General features: G+C 63.8%; 16 protein-coding genes. 7 read left to right on the plus strand and 9 right to left on the minus strand.

The genetic code is table 11. The features are described from left to right. Positions 1–178: 178 nt before the first annotated feature. Complete coding sequence (gene lepA / locus PXK01_RS20225; protein WP_274861522.1) at positions 179–1978, minus strand: translation elongation factor 4; 1800 nt, start codon at positions 1976–1978, stop codon at positions 179–181. A gap of 493 nt (positions 1979–2471) precedes the next feature. Here lepA and PXK01_RS20230 point away from each other — a divergent pair, with 493 nt between their 5' ends. Next, a complete protein-coding gene (locus tag PXK01_RS20230; protein WP_274848411.1) occupies positions 2472–2780 on the plus strand; it encodes a hypothetical protein in 309 nt (102 codons plus the stop codon). 247 nt (positions 2781–3027) lie between these two features. Continuing rightward, on the plus strand, positions 3028–4008 hold the full coding sequence (locus PXK01_RS20235) for a LysR family transcriptional regulator (protein ID WP_274861523.1): 981 nt from the start codon (positions 3028–3030) through the stop codon (positions 4006–4008). Here PXK01_RS20235 and PXK01_RS20240 read toward each other — a convergent pair. After that, a complete protein-coding gene (locus PXK01_RS20240) occupies positions 4005–4469 on the minus strand; it encodes a low molecular weight protein-tyrosine-phosphatase (RefSeq protein WP_274861524.1) in 465 nt (154 codons plus the stop codon). The two genes, PXK01_RS20235 and PXK01_RS20240, sit on opposite strands and share 4 nt — an antisense overlap. 49 nt (positions 4470–4518) lie before the next feature. On the opposite strand from PXK01_RS20240, the gene PXK01_RS20245 reads away from it, so the two are divergent. Further along, positions 4519–5226, plus strand: a complete 708-nt coding sequence (locus PXK01_RS20245) for an NAD-dependent deacylase (RefSeq protein ID WP_274861525.1) — start codon at positions 4519–4521, stop codon at positions 5224–5226. 101 nt (positions 5227–5327) lie between these two features. On the opposite strand, the gene PXK01_RS20250 is transcribed toward PXK01_RS20245, so the two are convergent. The 4 genes from PXK01_RS20250 to meaB all read right to left on the minus strand — a co-directional run bounded on the left by PXK01_RS20250 (position 5328) and on the right by meaB (position 7817). Then, the gene (locus PXK01_RS20250; RefSeq protein WP_274848414.1) at positions 5328–5819 is read right to left on the minus strand and encodes a copper chaperone PCu(A)C; all 492 of its coding nucleotides are present in this window, start codon (positions 5817–5819) and stop codon (positions 5328–5330) included. Positions 5820–5889: 70 nt separating this feature from the next. Then, complete coding sequence (locus tag PXK01_RS20255) at positions 5890–6240, minus strand: hypothetical protein (protein WP_274848416.1); 351 nt, start codon at positions 6238–6240, stop codon at positions 5890–5892. Between the two features lie 128 nt (positions 6241–6368). Further along, positions 6369–6659 (minus strand): 50S ribosomal protein L28, encoded by a 291-nt coding sequence (gene rpmB / locus PXK01_RS20260; protein ID WP_274848417.1) that lies wholly within the window; start codon positions 6657–6659, stop codon positions 6369–6371. Between the two features lie 180 nt (positions 6660–6839). Continuing rightward, positions 6840–7817, minus strand: coding sequence for a methylmalonyl Co-A mutase-associated GTPase MeaB (gene meaB, locus PXK01_RS20265; protein ID WP_274848419.1), 978 nt, complete (start codon positions 7815–7817; stop codon positions 6840–6842). Between the two features lie 121 nt (positions 7818–7938). Between meaB and hrpB the strand changes: the two genes are divergently transcribed. Further along, positions 7939–10413, plus strand: a complete 2475-nt coding sequence (gene hrpB, locus PXK01_RS20270) for an ATP-dependent helicase HrpB (protein WP_274861526.1) — start codon at positions 7939–7941, stop codon at positions 10411–10413. Between the two features lie 120 nt (positions 10414–10533). Here the strand turns inward: hrpB and PXK01_RS20275 are convergent, their stop codons facing one another. Next, a complete protein-coding gene (locus PXK01_RS20275) occupies positions 10534–11304 on the minus strand; it encodes an SDR family NAD(P)-dependent oxidoreductase (RefSeq protein ID WP_274861527.1) in 771 nt (256 codons plus the stop codon). A gap of 251 nt (positions 11305–11555) precedes the next feature. Here PXK01_RS20275 and PXK01_RS20280 point away from each other — a divergent pair, with 251 nt between their 5' ends. Both PXK01_RS20280 and PXK01_RS20285 read left to right on the plus strand, forming a co-directional pair. Beyond that, positions 11556–12014 (plus strand): NUDIX hydrolase, encoded by a 459-nt coding sequence (locus PXK01_RS20280; RefSeq protein WP_274861528.1) that lies wholly within the window; start codon positions 11556–11558, stop codon positions 12012–12014. A gap of 89 nt (positions 12015–12103) precedes the next feature. Further along, positions 12104–13603, plus strand: a complete 1500-nt coding sequence (locus PXK01_RS20285) for an inorganic phosphate transporter (RefSeq protein ID WP_274848423.1) — start codon at positions 12104–12106, stop codon at positions 13601–13603. Between the two features lie 109 nt (positions 13604–13712). Here the strand turns inward: PXK01_RS20285 and argF are convergent, their stop codons facing one another. Continuing rightward, positions 13713–14639 (minus strand): ornithine carbamoyltransferase, encoded by a 927-nt coding sequence (gene argF, locus PXK01_RS20290; protein ID WP_274848425.1) that lies wholly within the window; start codon positions 14637–14639, stop codon positions 13713–13715. A 69-nt stretch (positions 14640–14708) separates the two neighbouring features. Further along, complete coding sequence (locus PXK01_RS20295) at positions 14709–15884, minus strand: aspartate aminotransferase family protein (protein WP_274848426.1); 1176 nt, start codon at positions 15882–15884, stop codon at positions 14709–14711. A 342-nt stretch (positions 15885–16226) separates the two neighbouring features. On the opposite strand from PXK01_RS20295, the gene PXK01_RS20300 reads away from it, so the two are divergent. After that, positions 16227–17129 (plus strand): DMT family transporter, encoded by a 903-nt coding sequence (locus PXK01_RS20300; RefSeq protein ID WP_274848428.1) that lies wholly within the window; start codon positions 16227–16229, stop codon positions 17127–17129. The last annotated feature ends 1 nt before the right edge of the window (position 17130 follow it).

A 17130-nucleotide genomic window follows, 5' to 3' on the forward strand; every position in this document is an offset into this window, starting at 1 on the left:
TAGGTGTCCCAAGGTCTTCCTCTCGGCCATCGCGCTCGCAGCCGTCGTTATCTACTGGTTATGAATCCTGACCCTAGGGATATTCCCAGCCCAACGTGCGATACAAGGTGACCTTTTCAGCAGCTAAGCTGGAACGAAGTATGCACTGAACCCCACGGGCGGCCAGAAAGCAACTACCTCAGTTGTCCATCTTCAGCGCCGAGATGAAGGCTTCCTGCGGGATGTCGACCTTGCCGAACTGGCGCATCTTCTTCTTGCCCGCTTTCTGCTTTTCCAGAAGCTTGCGCTTCCGGGTAGCGTCGCCGCCGTAGCATTTCGCGGTTACGTCCTTGCGCAGCGCCGAGAGGGTTTCGCGCGCGATCACCTTGCCGCCGATGGCCGCCTGGATCGGGATCTTGAACATGTGACGCGGGATCAGATCCTTCAGCTTTTCGCACATGGCACGGCCGCGCATTTCGGCGCGGTCCCGGTGCACCATCATCGACAGCGCGTCCACGGGCTCGTCATTCACCAGCACCGACATCTTCACCAGATTGTCCTCGCGGTAGCCGGTCAGGTGATAGTCAAAGGAGGCATAGCCCTTGGTCACCGATTTCAGACGGTCGTAGAAGTCAAAGACCACCTCGTTCAGCGGCAGATCGTAGACCACCATGGCGCGGGTGCCGGCATAGGTCAGATCCTCCTGAATGCCGCGGCGGTCCTGGCAAAGCTTCAGCACATCGCCAAGGTATTCGTCGGGCACAAGGATCGTCGCCTTGATGCGCGGTTCCTCGATATGGTCCACCTTCGACATATCGGGCATGTCGGCGGGGTTGTGCAGGTCGATCTGCTCCCCGTCCTTCATGTAGACGTGATAGATCACGCTTGGCGCGGTGGTGATCAGCTCGATATTGTATTCGCGTTCGATCCGGTCACGGATCACCTCCAGGTGCAACAGGCCCAGGAAGCCGCAGCGGAAGCCAAAGCCCAGCGCCGCCGAGGTCTCCATCTCGAAAGAGAAAGACGCATCGTTCAGGGCCAGCTTGTCGATGGCATCGCGCAGGTCTTCGAATTCGGCGCTGTCCACCGGGAAGAGACCACAGAAGACCACCGGTTGCGCCGGTTTGAAGCCCGGCAGAGCGACCTCGCAACCGTTCCGGTCATTGGTGATGGTGTCACCGACGCGGGTATCGCGCACCTGCTTGATCGATGCGGTGAGGAAGCCGATCTCGCCCGGGCCCAGCTCGTCCACCACCTGCATCGCCGGGCGGAAGACGCCGATCCGGTCCACATGGTGCAGGGTGTCATTCGACATGAACTTGACCCGCATACCTTTTTTCAGCACGCCGTCCATGATGCGCACCAGAACGATCACGCCGAGGTAGGCATCATACCAGCTGTCCACCAGCATCGCCTTCAAGGGCGCATCGCGGGTGCCTTCGGGTGCGGGCAGCAGCTTGACGATGGACTCGAGCGTCTCATGGATGCCCTGCCCTGTCTTCGCCGAGACCTGAATGGCCTCGCTTGCATCGATGCCGATCACATCCTCGATCTGCTCGGCCACGCGGTCACAATCGGAGGCAGGCAGGTCGATCTTGTTCAGCACCGGCACGATCTCGTGATCCGCCTCGATCGCCTGATAGACGTTCGCCAGCGTCTGCGCCTCGACCCCTTGGGTGCTGTCCACCACCAGCAGAGAGCCTTCAACCGCGCGCATGGAGCGGGAGACTTCATAGGCAAAGTCCACGTGACCGGGGGTGTCGATGAGGTTCAGAACGTAGGTCTCCCCATCGTCAGCCTTGTAATCGATGCGGACGGTGTTGGCCTTGATGGTAATACCGCGCTCGCGCTCGATATCCATCGAGTCCAGGAGCTGCTCTTTCATATCCCGCGACTGCACCGTGCCGGTCTCCTGGATGAGCCGGTCGGCGAGGGTGGATTTGCCATGGTCGATATGGGCGACGATGGAGAAATTGCGGATCTTGGAGAGCTCTGTCATGGTTTGGGGATATGGTTCGGATTTTGAGTTTGGTCAAGCGGGCGCGTGCGGCCGTTGAGCGATATTTTTAAGGACGAGGAGCGGGAGAGGCACAATTGCCGCAGAATGAACGCGGAGAGCGAACTCTTCGGCCTTCTTGGGGGGCATGGCACTTCTCAGCGGCCTTTGGGAAAAGTCAGGATATGGGCGGTTTCCGGCGACGAGTTGAGCCCCCGCACGCTATGAAAACAGAGGCTCCTGCCAAACATCATCAGCTGCACAAATGACATTCGGACGCGGCTCGTGCGCGAAGGCGCGCCACAGACACAGGTCGAAACCTCCCTCCACCCACGGACGCGTCCGGGCAAGACCCTATCCGCTGAGCCTGTGGCAGATTCCCGCGCATTCTTCATCTCTGCTTAACCACGATTGAAAGCTTGCGCCCCCTGCGGCATAGTCCCGTGCAGCCGCCTGCCAGCGGTGCTTCATGAAATCAGCGGACAGGACATATCCCATGCGCCTTGTGACCTCTTTCCTATGTGCAGCCGCCCTGTGGGCCGTTAATGTGCCCGCTGTCCAGGCCGGGGCGATTGAACAGGCCTGCCGCAACTCGGAACGCGCCTATCAGAAGGCCGGTCTGTGCAGCTGCATCCAGAAGGTCGCCAACAAGAGCCTGACCCGCGCCGAACGCTCTACCGTGTCGAAATGGTTTGCCAATCCCCACCAGGCACAGGTAGTCCGCCAATCCGACCGGCGCCAGGACGAACAGCTGTGGGAACGTTACAAGGCCTTTGGCGAAACCGCCGCCCGCGCCTGCGGCTAGGGTCAGACAGCCCCCCTTCCGCTGACCTCCCTGCGCCCCGTGATCACATTTTCGTGACTCATGCGGTCTCTGCCCTTGTTTCGCGCCATGTTGTCTAAACGATACCGCTGAAGGCCAACCCATCGGCGCGTGCTGCTTTTTTCGCCAGGTCAGCTGTTTGACAGGGTACGGGGAAAAACGCAACAATCGCCCCCTTGACCCTGAAGATGCTATTCGGAGAGATAATGGCCATTTCTGGAGCAAATTCATGTTGATGAAGGGCGTTACCCTAAGGGGGCTGGAGGTATTTGAAGCCCTGGCCAAGACCGGATCGGTCGCGCAGGCCGCCGAGATCACCGGCCTCAGCCAGCCGGCCGTTAGCCAACAGCTGCGCAATCTGGAAAAGGCGCTCAGCAGCGATCTGGTGGATCACAGCCGCCGCCCCATGGTGGTCACCCCGGCCGGGCGCACCTTCCTGGCCCGCACCGAGGCGGTGCTGGCAGAGCTGCGCCTGGCCCAAAGCGAGCTGACGGTGGTCGATCTCAGCCATCTGCCGGCCCTGTCGATGGGGTTGATCGACGATTTCGACAATGACCTGACGCCGCGCCTGATGACGATCCTTGCCGACAGCCTCACCAAGTGCCGCTTCAAGATGATCACCGCCTCCAGCCATGACATCATCGCCGCCATGGAAGCGCGCGAGCTGCATATCGCCGTTGCCGCCACGACCGGCGCCCTGCGCGACGGCATCGTTGAATACCCGCTGGTGCAGGATCCCTTCATTCTTGTGGCCCCCAAGGGATTTATCCAGGGCTCGACCTCGGCGGCACAGGGGCTTGACCCGGCCCAGCTGAGCGCCCTGCCGTTTCTGCGCTATGCCGGGGATCAATTGATCTCGCAGCAGATCGAGGCGCATCTGGCGCGGCAGCATGTCACCTACGAAAGCCGCTTCGAGATCGGATCGCATCTGGCGCTGATGGCCATGGTGGCGCGGCGAGTCGGCTGGGCGATCACCACACCGCTTGGCTATATGCGGGCGGCCCGGTTCCACGATCAGATCGAAGCCTACGCGCTGCCCTTTGGCACTGCCGCGCGCACCATCTCGCTGTTCACCGGCGCCGACTGGGCCGATCAGGTGCCCCGCGATGTTGCCCAGACCATGCGGCATCTGATCCAGAGCCAGATGATCGACCCCGCACTGGTGCGCCTGCCCTGGCTGGCCGGTGAGTTCAAGGTGATCGAAAACTAGTCGCCATTCCCTGCAGGGCCTGCGGCTAGCGTGCCGGCCAGTCCCTGGGCGGCACGCTCGATGATATCAAGGCAGCCCTCGAAATCCCGCGTGTAATAGGGGTCCGGCACGTGATCATGCCCGCCGCCTTCGATGAATTGCGTGAACGGGACCACGGGCGTTTGATTGCCCTGGGGCCGCTGCTGCTCGATATCGCGCAGCTTGTCCTGGTCCATGGCAAGGATCAGGTCGAAAGCTTCGAAATCACCGGCATGGAACTGCCGCGCCCGCAGATCTGATAGATCCAACCCCCGCGCCCGTGCTGCCGCCTGCATCGGCCCGTAGGGCGGCTCCCCCATGTGATATCCCGCCGTGCCTGCACTGTCTGTAATCATTTCCGGACAGAGTTTGCGAAACACCCCTTGTGCCGCCGGGGACCGGCAAATGTTGCCTAGGCAGACGAAGAGAAATCGTTTACGCATCGTTAATACACCTTTTTCGAGCACCCAGTCATTACGAGGTATTGCGGAGATGGGAAAGAGCTCAGACAAGATCGTGATCCTGACCGGGGCCGGAATTTCGGCCGAAAGCGGACTGGGCACCTTCCGCGACGAGGGCGGGCTTTGGGCAGAGCACCGGATCGAGGATGTGGCGACCCCCGAAGGATTTGCCCGCAACCCCGAATTGGTACATCAGTTCTACAATGCCCGCCGTGCACAGGCTGCCACGGCGGAGCCGAACGCCGCCCATATTGCCCTGGCCGACCTGCAAAAGACCTGGCCCGGCGATGTGGTGATCATCACCCAGAATGTAGACGGGCTGCATGAGAAGGGCGGCGCCTCCAAGGTGCTGCACATGCATGGGGTCCTGGACGGTGCGCTGTGTGCCCGTTGCGAGCACCGCTGGCCTGCACCTCTGGAAATGCATCCCTCCGATACCTGCCCGGCCTGCCAAATGCCCAGCACACGGCCCGATATCGTCTGGTTCGGTGAAATGCCCTATGACATGGAAGAGATCTACGACAACCTGGGCGATGCGGATGTTTTCGCCTCGATCGGCACCTCCGGACAGGTCTATCCGGCAGCCGCCTTCGTTCAAGAGGCCAAGATGGCCGGCGCCCATACGATCGAGTTGAACCTCGAACCCTCTGCCGGGGCCTCCAGCTTTGTAGAGACCCGACTGGGACCGGCGACCCAGATCGTGCCGCTCTGGACGGCGGAATTGCTGGCACAGGCCTGAAGCCCATCAAGCCCGAAACCCTTCGGATCTGGAACCCCGAAAGCAAACGGACCAGCTCCCAAGGGGAGACTGGCCCGCTGCCGCATCGGTGATGCGCGTGATCAGTTCGATTTCTGGCCGTGTTTCATGCCACCGTGGCCATGGGCAGGCTTGCGCTCCAGGTCCACCGTTACATCAAGGCTGACCTCTCCGGCCTTTTCGAACACCAGGGTCAGCGGCACCACATCGCCATGATGCAGGGTCTCTTTCAGCCCCAGGAACATCACGTGATCGCCGCCCCGCTTCAGCATATGGGTTTCGCCCGCGGGGATGGCAAAGCCTTCCTCCACATGCACCATCTTCATCACGCCATTGGCGTCGCCCTGGTGGGTGTGCAGCTCGACCCGTTCCGAAACATCGGAGCGGGCATCGATCAGGCGATCATCGACGCCGGTGTGGTTCATGATCTGCATGAAGGCCGCACCGCTGGCGGACATCTTGGTCGAAACGCGCGCATAGGCGTCCTCTACCATCATGCCGCCTGCCAGGGCGGCACCTGCCAGGGTCATTGCAGCGGCAGTGGTTGCGGCGAAAACATAGGATTTGAAAGACATCTGAGGTCTCCTCTTGTCGGTATCTGTCTGAATGCTCGACCTTCAAAGGCCGGGATTGGTCGTGGTGAGATCAGACAGAGGCCGGCGGCCCACGCGCAAAGGCACATTGCGCATGTGTAGCAAGGAGCGGCACCGCAACGGGGGGCAGACCGTTCAGGATGGCGACATCGGCGGGCATCGGAGCATCGACGGCAGCACCGGCCGCGAGATCCAGGATATGCATCACGCAGTCGGGGCAGTAGTGCGGCGCCGAGACCGGCTGCCCGTCGCTGTCCACATAGATCGCAACCGGACCGGTGCCGGTACAGATCACCATCTGGCCGGTGGCATCCTGTGCCCCACGCATGGCGGCGGCGCTATGGGCGGTCAGAACCACGGCCAGGGACAGGAAGATCCCGATGTATATGCGCAGGCGTTGCATCATCACATCCCGATATGCCCCTGCGCGGAGCCGACTGCAAGCGACATTCGGACGCGCCCCAGACGGCAAAACGCCGCGCTGGGATCTCCAGCGCGGCGTCTCACGAGATAGTTCTTGAGAGAAGCGGATCAGGCCTCGGCAGCTTGGGCCTTGGCGATCTCTTTCTTCACCTTCAGTGCCGCTGCGGACAGCTCTTCGTCCTTGGCTTTGGCCAGGAAGGCGTCCAGACCACCGCGGTGATCAACCGAGCGCAGAGCAGCTGCGGAGATGCGCAGCTTGATGCCGCGACCCAGGGTCTCGGACTGCAGGGTGACGTCGTTCAGGTTGGGCAGGAAACGACGCTTGGTTTTGTTGTTGGCGTGGCTGACATTGTTGCCAGTCATCGGGCCTTTTCCGGTCAGTTCGCAACGGCGCGACATGGGTTCTTCCTTCGTATCTGGGGCGGCCTACCGGACGAAATCCCGAATCTGCCGCCAAATCACAAGGGGCGCTGCCATTGGCTGCGCCCGAAAACTGGTTGGATGCGTTTAGGAGGAATCACCGGCAGGGTCAAGACGTATGGCCGGGTTTTATAGCTCCCTTCGCAGGAAAGTGCCGCCTTACTCCAGCCCAAGCCCTTTCAGCATGTCCCGCGCCGCGGCGGCCGGGGTCTGCCGACCCTGCGCCACCGCCTCGGAAAGATCCGCCATCCGCGCCTGCGCCCAGGGGCTTTCAAGCCGCGACAGCAAGGCCTGGCGCACATCTTCGGCAAACCAATAGCGGGCCTGTTCGGCGCGGGTCCGTTCCCAATGTCCGGTCTCGCGCCGCCAATCCGCCAGCGTCTCGATATCGGCCCAAGCGCCCTCAAGCCCCTCTTCGGCGAGGGCCGAAACCATCATCGCCCTGGGAAAGCCCTCGGGATCCTGTGGCCGTTTGCGGAGCAGGCGCAATGCGCCCGCGTAATCGGCGCAGGTACGGGTGGCCGCCGGTTTCAGATCGCCATCGGCCTTGTTCACCAGGATGATATCGGCCATTTCCATGATGCCGCGCTTGACGCCCTGCAATTCGTCACCCCCTGCAGGCGCCAAGAGCAGCAGGAACAGATCCGACATCTGCGCCACCACGGTTTCCGATTGCCCCACGCCAACGGTTTCGATCAGAACCACGTCAAAACCGGCCGCCTCGCACAGGGACACGGCCTCGCGGGTGCGCCGGGCAACGCCGCCCAGCGTGGTCTGGCTGGGAGAGGGGCGGATAAAGGCGTTCTTCTGGCGGCTGAGATGCTCCATCCGGGTCTTGTCGCCCAGGATCGAGCCGCCCGAGCGCGCCGAACTGGGATCCACCGCCAGCACCGCGACCCGCAGGCCGCGCCCCACCAGCATCATGCCAAAGCTCTCGATGAAGGTGGATTTGCCCACCCCCGGCGTGCCCGACAAGCCGATGCGCAGAGATTGCCGCCCGGATTTGGCCAGCTGCTCGAGCAGGGCAAGCGCCTGTTCCCGGTGATCGGCGCGGCCGCTTTCGACCAGGGTGATCGCCCGCGCCAGCGCCCGCCGATCCCCCTTCAGGATCCTCTCCCCCATCTGCGCGATATCCATGCCGACCCCCTCTGCAAAAGTTTCGCATACTTGACGCAGGCAGGGCCGGATTGTCCAGTGGCATGCAGCCGCAGCACGCGCGACACTGGACCCCGCCCGGCGCTTTGGCGATAAGGCGGACATGACACGCCTGCCCATCGATGACGCCCTGCCCGAGTTGATCGCCGCCCTGAAACAGAGCGGCCGCGCCGTGCTGCAGGCCCCGCCCGGTGCGGGCAAGACCACCAAGGTACCGCTTGCCATGCTGGAAGCCGGTCTGTGCGCGGGCCGCATCGTCATGCTGGAACCGCGCCGCCTTGCCGCCCGCGCCGCTGCCGAGCGCATGGCTGAAACCCTGGGCGAACGCCCCGGTGAAACCGTGGGCTACCGCATCCGGGGCGAGGCCAAGGTCAGCAAGGCGACCCGGATCGAGGTGGTGACCGAGGGCATCCTGACCCGCATGCTGCAATCCGATCCCGACCTGCCCGGCGTCGGCGCGGTGATCTTCGATGAATTCCACGAACGCTCGCTCAATGCCGATCTGGGCGTGGCGCTTTGCCTCGAGGTCGCGGGCGCCCTGCGCGACGATCTGATCCTGCTGGCGATGTCGGCCACCCTAGACGCCGAACCGGTCAGCACGCTGATGGAGGCGCCGCTCGTGACCTCCGAAGGGCGCAGCTACCCGGTTGAAACCCGCTGGCTGGAGCGCCCCCTGCCCGCAAATGCGCGGCGCATTGATGCGCTGGTCGATCTGGTGGTCCGGGCCGAGGCCGAGACGCGCAAGGAGGGCGGTGGCATTCTGGTGTTCCTGCCGGGCGAGGGCGAAATCCGCCGCGCGGCCGCCGCCCTGGAGAGCCGTCTGCCCGGCAGCTGCTCGGTTCATCCGCTGTTCGGCGCCCTGCCCTTTGCCCAGCAGCGCGCCGCCATCCAGCCCGCCCAATCGGGCCGCAAGGTGGTGCTGGCCACATCGATCGCGGAAACCTCGCTGACAATTCAGGATGTGCGGGTGGTCGTCGACATGGGGCAATCGCGCCGGGCCCGGTTTGATCCCGGATCCGGCATGTCGCGGCTGGTGACAGACCGCGTCACCCGCGCCGAGGCCACCCAGCGACAGGGCCGTGCGGGTCGTGTCTCGGAAGGGGTGTGCTATCGGCTCTGGAGCAAGGGCGAGGAAGGCGCGCTGGCCGCCTTCCCCCCGCCCGAAATCGCCTCTGCCGATCTGGCTGGCCTGGCGCTGGAACTGGCGCTATGGGGCGCCGCCGAGAATGATCTCGCCTTCCTCACCCCACCGCCAGACGGCGCTTTGCAAGAGGCCCGGAGCCTTTTGACCTTCCTCGGGGCTCTCGATAATCAGGGGCGTATCACCCCTCACGGAAAGGCGCTGTCGGCCCTGCCCCTGCATCCGCGTCTTGCGCATATGCTGCTGCAGGCCAGTGCAACGCAACGCGCCGAGGCCGCGACGCTGGCCGCTCTTCTGGCCGAACGGGACCCGTTGCGCGGTGCCCCGTCCGATCTGATGCTGCGACTTGAGGCGCTGAAGGATCCCAAGGCGTTCCAGCGCAAACGCCCCTATCAGGTTACGCTGCCGGTAATCGACCGAATCCGCGCCGAGGCCCGCAGGCTGGAGCAAAGCCTGCGCAAGGCCAAAGTGGCAGAGGGCGCCCGCCTGTCCCCTGCCGGGCTGGCCGCCCTCGCCTATCCCGACCGCATCGGCCAGCGCCGCAAGGGCGATGCGCCCCGCTACGTTCTGTCGGGCGGCAAGGGCGCCGTGCTGCCGCCAGAGGATACGCTTGCCGCCGCCCCCTTCCTGGTGGCGCTGGACACTGACGGCAATCCGCGCGAGGCAAAGATCCGCATGGCCGCGCAGATTACCCTCGGCGAAATCCGCGAGCTCTTTGCCGATCAGATCGTCTGGGTCGACAGCTGCACCTGGTCCAAGCGCGAGCGCCGGGTGGTCGCGCGTCAGCAGCAGCGCCTGGGCGCCATCGTCCTGGAGGATCGCATCTGGAAGGATGTCCCTCCCGATGCGGTGGCAGAGGCGATGCTGGACGGGGTGCGCGACCTGGGCCTGCGTCTGGATGGCGCCGCCGCACGCCTTGTCGCCCGCGTCAAGCTGGTGCGGTCCGAGGGGCACGAACTACCGGACTTTTCAAACGACGGACTGATGGCGACGCTGGAAGACTGGCTGCTGCCGATGCTGACCGGCGTGAAGTCGGCGCAGAGCTGGAAGCAATTCGACCTCCTGCCCGCCCTGCGCGCCGCGCTCAATTGGGAGCAGACGCAGGTGCTCGACAGTGAGGCACCCGGCAGTTTCATCACGCCGCTCGGGCGCAAGATCCCGATCGATTACGCCCAGGAGGTGCCGGAAATCTCGGTGCGCCTGCAAGAGATGTTTGGCGTCACGCGCCATCCCACCGTCGCGGGGGTGCCGCTGAAGGTGACGCTCCTGTCCCCGGCTCAACGTCCGATCCAGATCACCCGCGATCTGCCCGGATTCTGGGCAGGCTCTTATGCCGATGTGCGCAAGGACATGCGCGCGCAATACCCCAAACATCCATGGCCCGAAGACCCGACCGAAGCGGATCCCACCCTTCGCGCCAACCGGCGCAAATCCTGAATCTGGCACGGTCGCGCTGGCGCGCCAGCGCAGCGCGCATCTGCGCGCTGCCATGCCCAACGGCGGATGATGCATCTTTGATGCAGCGCTCCGCGGGCGGGAGCCGCCCCGGTGCAGGGGTTAGTCTCGGGTCTTTGCCTCATCCGCACGAAGCGCAGGCAGGCCGATGCCCGTCGCCTCAAATCCACCATCGGCGGCCAGGATCTGCCCGGTGATGAAACTGGCCTTCTCCGACAACAGGAAATTGATCGCCGCGGCGATCTCCTCTTCCTTGCCATAGCGGTTCAGGGGCAGCGCATCGTGGTAGGCCGCGATGATCTCGGGGCTGTGCACCGCCATCGCCAGCTTGGTCGCCACCGGCCCCGGCGCCACCGCATTGACGCGGATCCCGATCTCGCCCAGTTCCGCCGCCTGCTGCAGGGTGAGCTGCGCCAGCGCTGCCTTCGAGGTGCCATAGGCCACCCGCAGGGTGCTGGCCCGCAGCCCGGAAATGGAGGTGATATTGACCACCGCCCCGCCGCCATCCGCCGCCAGAAGATCGGTGAAGGCCTGTGTCATCAGGAAGGGACCGTCCAGGTTGGTCTCCATCACCCGGCGCCAGCGTTCGAATGTCGTCTCCCGGATGGGGCCGAAATCCGCAACACCCGCATTGTTCACCAGCCCGTCGAGCCGCCCGAAGGCCCCGGTCGCCTCCTTAACCGCGCGCGCCACATCTTCGGGGCGTGAAACATCCGCATCGATGAGAACAAGACCCGATACCTCGCGCCCCGCTGCCTGCAGCGCCTCGCTGTCGCGGTCGAGAATGGCCACCTGCCAGCCCTCATCCAGCAACCCCTTCGCGGTCGCAAGCCCGATACCCCGCGCGCCCCCTGTCACCAATGCCGCTTTCATCTGCCTGTCCTCCCCAAACATTTTGACATCCCGGATTTTGCGCCCCCCCCCTTTGAGGAGGGCAAGCCGGATCCAGATGCCGCGAAAAACTCACACTTCCCGCACAAACTCAAGCAGGGATTGAAAAATGCATCTTATCCACATATCTATATTAACCAACAGCGGCAGCACGGGTCCGAAACAGGCACGGGCCAAGCCGCATCAGACGGCAATAAGACGACCACAAAAAGACGACCGAAAGCAGTTCAGGCATGACATCGATCCTTGCACAGGCATGGGAAGAGCTTCTCCGCCCCATGATCTTCCGCCCCAAACGGGTGCAGGTTGCAGCGCTGTGCTGCCGCAAGACCGGCTCGGGCACCGATGTGCTGATGATCACCAGCCGGGGCACCGGGCGCTGGATCATTCCCAAGGGCTGGCCCATCCGGGGCAAGAACGGCGCCGAATCCGCCCTGCAGGAAGCCTGGGAAGAGGCCGGTGTCGTCGATGCCCGTATCGAGGGCGCGCCCTTCGGGAGCTACGGCTATCGCAAGGAACGCAGCAACGGCACGATCGAGGCGGTGGAAACCCTGGTCTATCTGGCCGAAGTCTGCCGGATGAAGGACGACTACCCCGAAGCCCATCAGCGCAAACGCGTCTGGATGCCCGCCGGGCAGGCCGCGAACCTGGTGCGGGAACCGGAGCTGCAGGATCTTCTGCGGCAATTGTAACAGCTTTGTAAATATTTTGTGACGCCACCCTTGCGCGATTGCCGCAGGGCGTCTACCGCAGGCCCATCGTTGATATGGGGACTGACGACATGGGCGAAAATGGCCAGAGCGGCGAAAAAATCGACAGCAAGCACTGGGAAACCCTGGACCGGGACCTGAACCGGATTTCGCAGCTGGAGCTGGCGACGGCCTATGTCTCCCGCCCCCTGGTCGGCCCGGGCATCGCGCTGGCCTTCATCGTTTTGGCGGGGGCCGCAGCTGCGGTGTTCCTGGGCAGCTCGCCGGTCAATTTCGTGGTAATCGCCGCAGCGGTCTTTGGCGCCTATATGGCGCTCAACATCGGCGCCAATGATGTGGCCAACAACATGGGGCCGGCGGTGGGCGCCAACGCGCTGACCATGGGCGGCGCCATCGTGATCGCCGCCATCGCCGAAAGTGCCGGTGCGCTGCTGGCCGGGGGCGATGTGGTTTCAACCATTTCCAAGGGGATCATCGACCCCGAAGCCGTTGCCACCACCAATGTCTTCATCTGGGCGATGATGGCGGCGCTGGTCTCCTCCGCGCTCTGGGTGAACCTGGCGACCTGGATCGGCGCGCCGGTCTCCACCACCCATTCGGTGGTGGGCGGCGTCATGGGCGCAGGCATCGCGGCAGCGGGCCTGTCGGCGGTCAACTGGGCCACCATGAGCAAGATCGCCGCCAGCTGGGTCATCTCGCCGGTGCTGGGCGGTGTCATCGCAGCTCTGTTCCTGGCCGTGATCAAGGCCAAGGTCATCTACCAGGAGGACAAGATCGCCGCCGCCCGCAAATGGGTGCCGATCCTGGTTGGTATCATGGCGGGGGCCTTTGCCTCCTACCTGGCGCTGAAGGGCCTGAAAAAGATCATCAAGATCGACCTGCAGACCGCACTTCTGATCGGCCTGGGCTTCGCGGTGCTGAGCTGGCTGATCACCAAGCCGATGATCGCCCGCCAGTCCCAGGGCCTGGAAAACCGCAACAAATCGCTCAAGATCCTGTTCCGCATTCCGCTGGTGATTTCGGCCGCCCTCCTGTCCTTTGCCCATGGCGCCAATGATGTCGCCAATGCGGTGGGGCCGCTCGCCGCCATCGTGCATGCCTCGGAGTTCGGGGATTTTGCCGCCAAGGTGGCAATCCCGACCTGGGTGATGGTGATCGGCGCCTTCGGCATTTCCTTCGGCCTGTTCCTGTTCGGACCCAAGCTGATCCGCATGGTGGGCAGCCAGATCACCAAGCTGAACCCGATGCGCGCCTATTGCGTGTCGCTGTCGGCTGCCATCACCGTGATCGTCGCCAGCTGGCTGGGCCTGCCGGTGTCCTCGACCCATATCGCGGTTGGCGCGGTCTTCGGCGTCGGGTTCTTCCGCGAATGGCACGCCGAGAACCGCCTGCGCAAATTCTCGCTGCAGCGCCCCGAGGAGCTGCGCATCGCCCCCGAGGAACGCCGCCGCCGCAAGCTGGTGCGCCGCAGCCACTTCATGACCATCGTCGCCGCCTGGGTGATCACCGTTCCCGCCGCGGCCCTCTTGTCCGGCGTGACCTTCTGGGCGCTGACGACGATCATCGGCTGACACAACAGACCGAAGACGCAAAAGAAAACCCCTCGCGGCAGGCATGGCGCGAGGGGTTTGTCGTTTTCAGGCAGGGCTGGGCCGGGCCCGCCCGATCCGGCTCATCGGATCAGACGCCGAGGCACCAGCGCATCACCGCCTTCTGCGCGTGCAGGCGGTTTTCGGCCTCGTCGAAGATCACCGATTGCGGACCGTCCATTACCGAAGAGGTCACCTCTTCCTCGCGGTGGGCGGGCAGGCAATGCATGAACAGGGCGTCCTCCTTGGCGTGGGCCATCAGCGCATCGTTCACCTGATAGGGGCGCAGCATGTTGTGGCGCCGCTCTTTCGAGGACTGGCTGTCATGCATGCTGACCCAGGTATCGGCCACCACCAGATCGGCGCCTTCCACGGCCTTCACGGGATCGCGTTCGATCACCACCTTCGACCCTGCCTTGCGCGCCAGGCCGACGAATTCATCCTCTGGGTCCAGCTGCGAGGGGCCGGTGAAGGTCAGGTCAAATCCGAACTGCGCCGCCGCATGCAGGAAGGAGGCGCAGACGTTGTTGCCGTCCCCCGTCCAGACCACCTTCTTGCCCTTGATCGAGCCGCGATGCTCTTCATAGGTCAGGATATCGGCCATGATCTGGCACGGGTGTGTGCGGTCAGTCAGACCGTTGATCACCGGCACATCGGCATATTCCGCCATTTCCATCAGCACGGATTCATCAAAGGTCCGGATCATGATCATGTCCACGTAGCGCGACAGCACGCGGGCGGTATCGGCAATGGTCTCACCATGGCCAAGCTGCATGTCGTTGCCCGACAGCACCATGGTCTGCCCGCCCATCTGGCGCACCCCCACATCAAAGGACACGCGCGTCCGAGTCGAGGGTTTCTCGAAGATCAGCGCCACCATGCGATCCGCCAGCGGCTGTTCGTCATCGGGGGCGCCCTTGGGGCGGCCGAGGCGCGCCTGTTTCATGGCGCCCGCGTGATCGATGATGCCCCGCAGGGCATCGGCATCGGTTTTGTGGATGTCGAGGAAATGGTTCATATCATGTCACTTCTTGTCGTCTGGAAGGCCGGGGGGAGCCGACCCTCCACATTGGAATTCTAAGATCGCTCAGGCGGCGCCGACTTGGCTCGCGGCCTTGTCGAGACGGGTGCAGGCCTCGGCGATGTCCTCGTCCGTCAGGTTCAACGGCGGCAACAGGCGAATCACATTGTCGGCGGCGGGCACGGTGATCACCTCGTTGTCATAGCCAGCCTTGACCACATCCAGGTTCGCGGCCTTGCACTTGAGGCCCAGCATCAGGCCAGAGCCGCGCACCTCTTCAAAAACCTGCGGGTGGTTGGCGACCAGCCCCTCCAGTTTCTGCCGCAACAGACCCGCCTTGCGGTTCACCTCGGCCAGGAATTCGGGATCGGTGACCACATCCATCACCGCGCAGCCCACGGCACAGCCCAGGGGGTTGCCGCCATAGGTGGAGCCATGGGTGCCTGCGGTCATGCCGCTGGCGGCCTCTTCCGTCGCAAGCACCGCGCCCAGCGGGAAACCACCGCCGATGCCCTTGGCCACCATCATGATGTCCGGCGTGATGCCCGCCCATTCATGGGCAAACAGCTTGCCGGTGCGGCCCACGCCGCACTGCACCTCGTCCAGGATCAACAGGATGCCCTGTTCATCGCAAAGGGCGCGCAGCGCCTTCAGATCGGCGTCGGGCAGCGGGCGGATGCCGCCTTCGCCCTGCACCGGCTCGATCAGGACCGCTGCGGTCTTCTCGGTAATCGCCGCCGCGACCGCCTCCAGATCGTTCCAGGGCAGATGCACAAACCCCGGCAGCAGCGGACCAAAGCCCTTGGTCATCTTCTCGGACCCCGCCGCCGCGATCCCGGCAGAGGAACGCCCGTGGAAAGAGCCTTCGAAGGTGATGATCTCAACCCGGTCGGGCTGGCCCTTGTCGTAGAAATACTTGCGCGCCATCTTCACCGCCAGCTCGCAGCTTTCGGTGCCCGAATTGGTGAAGAACACCGTATCGGCAAAACTGTTCTCCACCAGCTTGTCGGCCAGCGCCTGCTGTTGCGGGATCTGGTAGAGGTTGGAGACATGCCAGAGGTTCTGCGCCTGGGAGGTCAGCGCCTCGACCAGGGCCGGGTGGGCATGACCCAGCGCATTGACCGCGATCCCGGCGCCCAGGTCCAGGAAACGTCGCCCGTCAGCCTCGATCAGCCAGGCACCTTCGCCTTTGACGAACTGAAGCGGAGCACGATTGTAGGTCGGCAGAACGGACGGGATCATCAGGATCATCCTTTTCAAACATGGAGGCCAAAGCCATGCATAAGCCAGGCCGGAGGGTCAATACTATTGAGGGGTGTCTGTGCCATCATCCAGGCACGAAAGATCAAAGAAGCCGCTTACGCAAAAATGCGTCGGCGTCGGAGCGCGGGTGTATGTGCACGTTTGATCATGAAACGGGTCCATAAGGAAGCTTTGAGGAAAAAGAAACCCCTTTTGTGCAGCGCTCATGTGCAAAACGTCATGAGACCCGGCGCGGCGCGTCCAAACTGAAAGCCCTGCTTTCGGCGCCCGGCGAAGGGTTTGGTCTTGCACTTTGCGCGCAACAGGCGCACCGGTTGGTGCATGACGGCTCCCGCTTCCCAGACCCCGACTCCCCAGAACCCGATGCTGGCCGCCGCGCTGATCCTCGCGGCGACGGCCTTCATTGCGGGCACCACCCTGATGGCGAAAATGCTGGGCAGCGACGCGCTGGGGCCCCGGCTGCACCCGATGCAGATCTCCCATGGGCGGTTTCTCTTTGCCTTCCTGGCGATTTCCTCGGTGGTCGCCGCGCTGCGCCCCCGGCTGAGCCGCCCGCATTGGGGCCTTCACATCGGGCGCACCTCCTTTGGCTGGGGCGGTGTCACGCTGATGTTTGCCGCCGTGGCCTATATCCCGCTGGCCGATGCCACGGCGATCACCTTCCTCAATCCGGTGTTCTGCATGCTGCTGGCGATCCCGCTTCTGGGCGAACGCGTTGGCCCCTGGCGCTGGGGCGCGGCGGGGATCGCCCTGATCGGTGCCATGATCCTGCTGCGGCCGACTCCGGAAAGCTTTCAGCCCGCGGCCCTGCTGGCGCTTGGCGCGGCGGTAGTGATGGGGATGGAGCTGATCTTCATCAAGAAGCTCTCGGGCCGCGAGGCGCCCTTGCAGATCCTATGGGTCAACAATTCGCTGGGCGTGCTAATTGCCAGCCTCGCCGTGCTGCCGGTCTGGCAGATGCCGAGCCTGGAACAATGGGCGGCGCTGGCATGTCTGGGCGTGCTGATGGCCTGTGCGCAGGCCTGTTTCGTCAACGGCATGGCGCGGGGCGATGCCTCCTTCGTGGCGCCCTTCAGCTATGCCACGCTGATCTTTGCCGCGCTCTATGATTTCCTCGGCTATGGCGCGGTGCCGGATGCCATCACCCTGCTCGGCGCGGGCGTGATCCTGGCCGGGGCCGCCATCCTGGCCTGGCGCGAGGGACGCCAGAGAAAGCCTGACTAAG

The organism is Phaeobacter sp. PT47_59 (assembly GCF_028890025.1).
GTDB lineage: Bacteria > Pseudomonadota > Alphaproteobacteria > Rhodobacterales > Rhodobacteraceae > Phycobacter.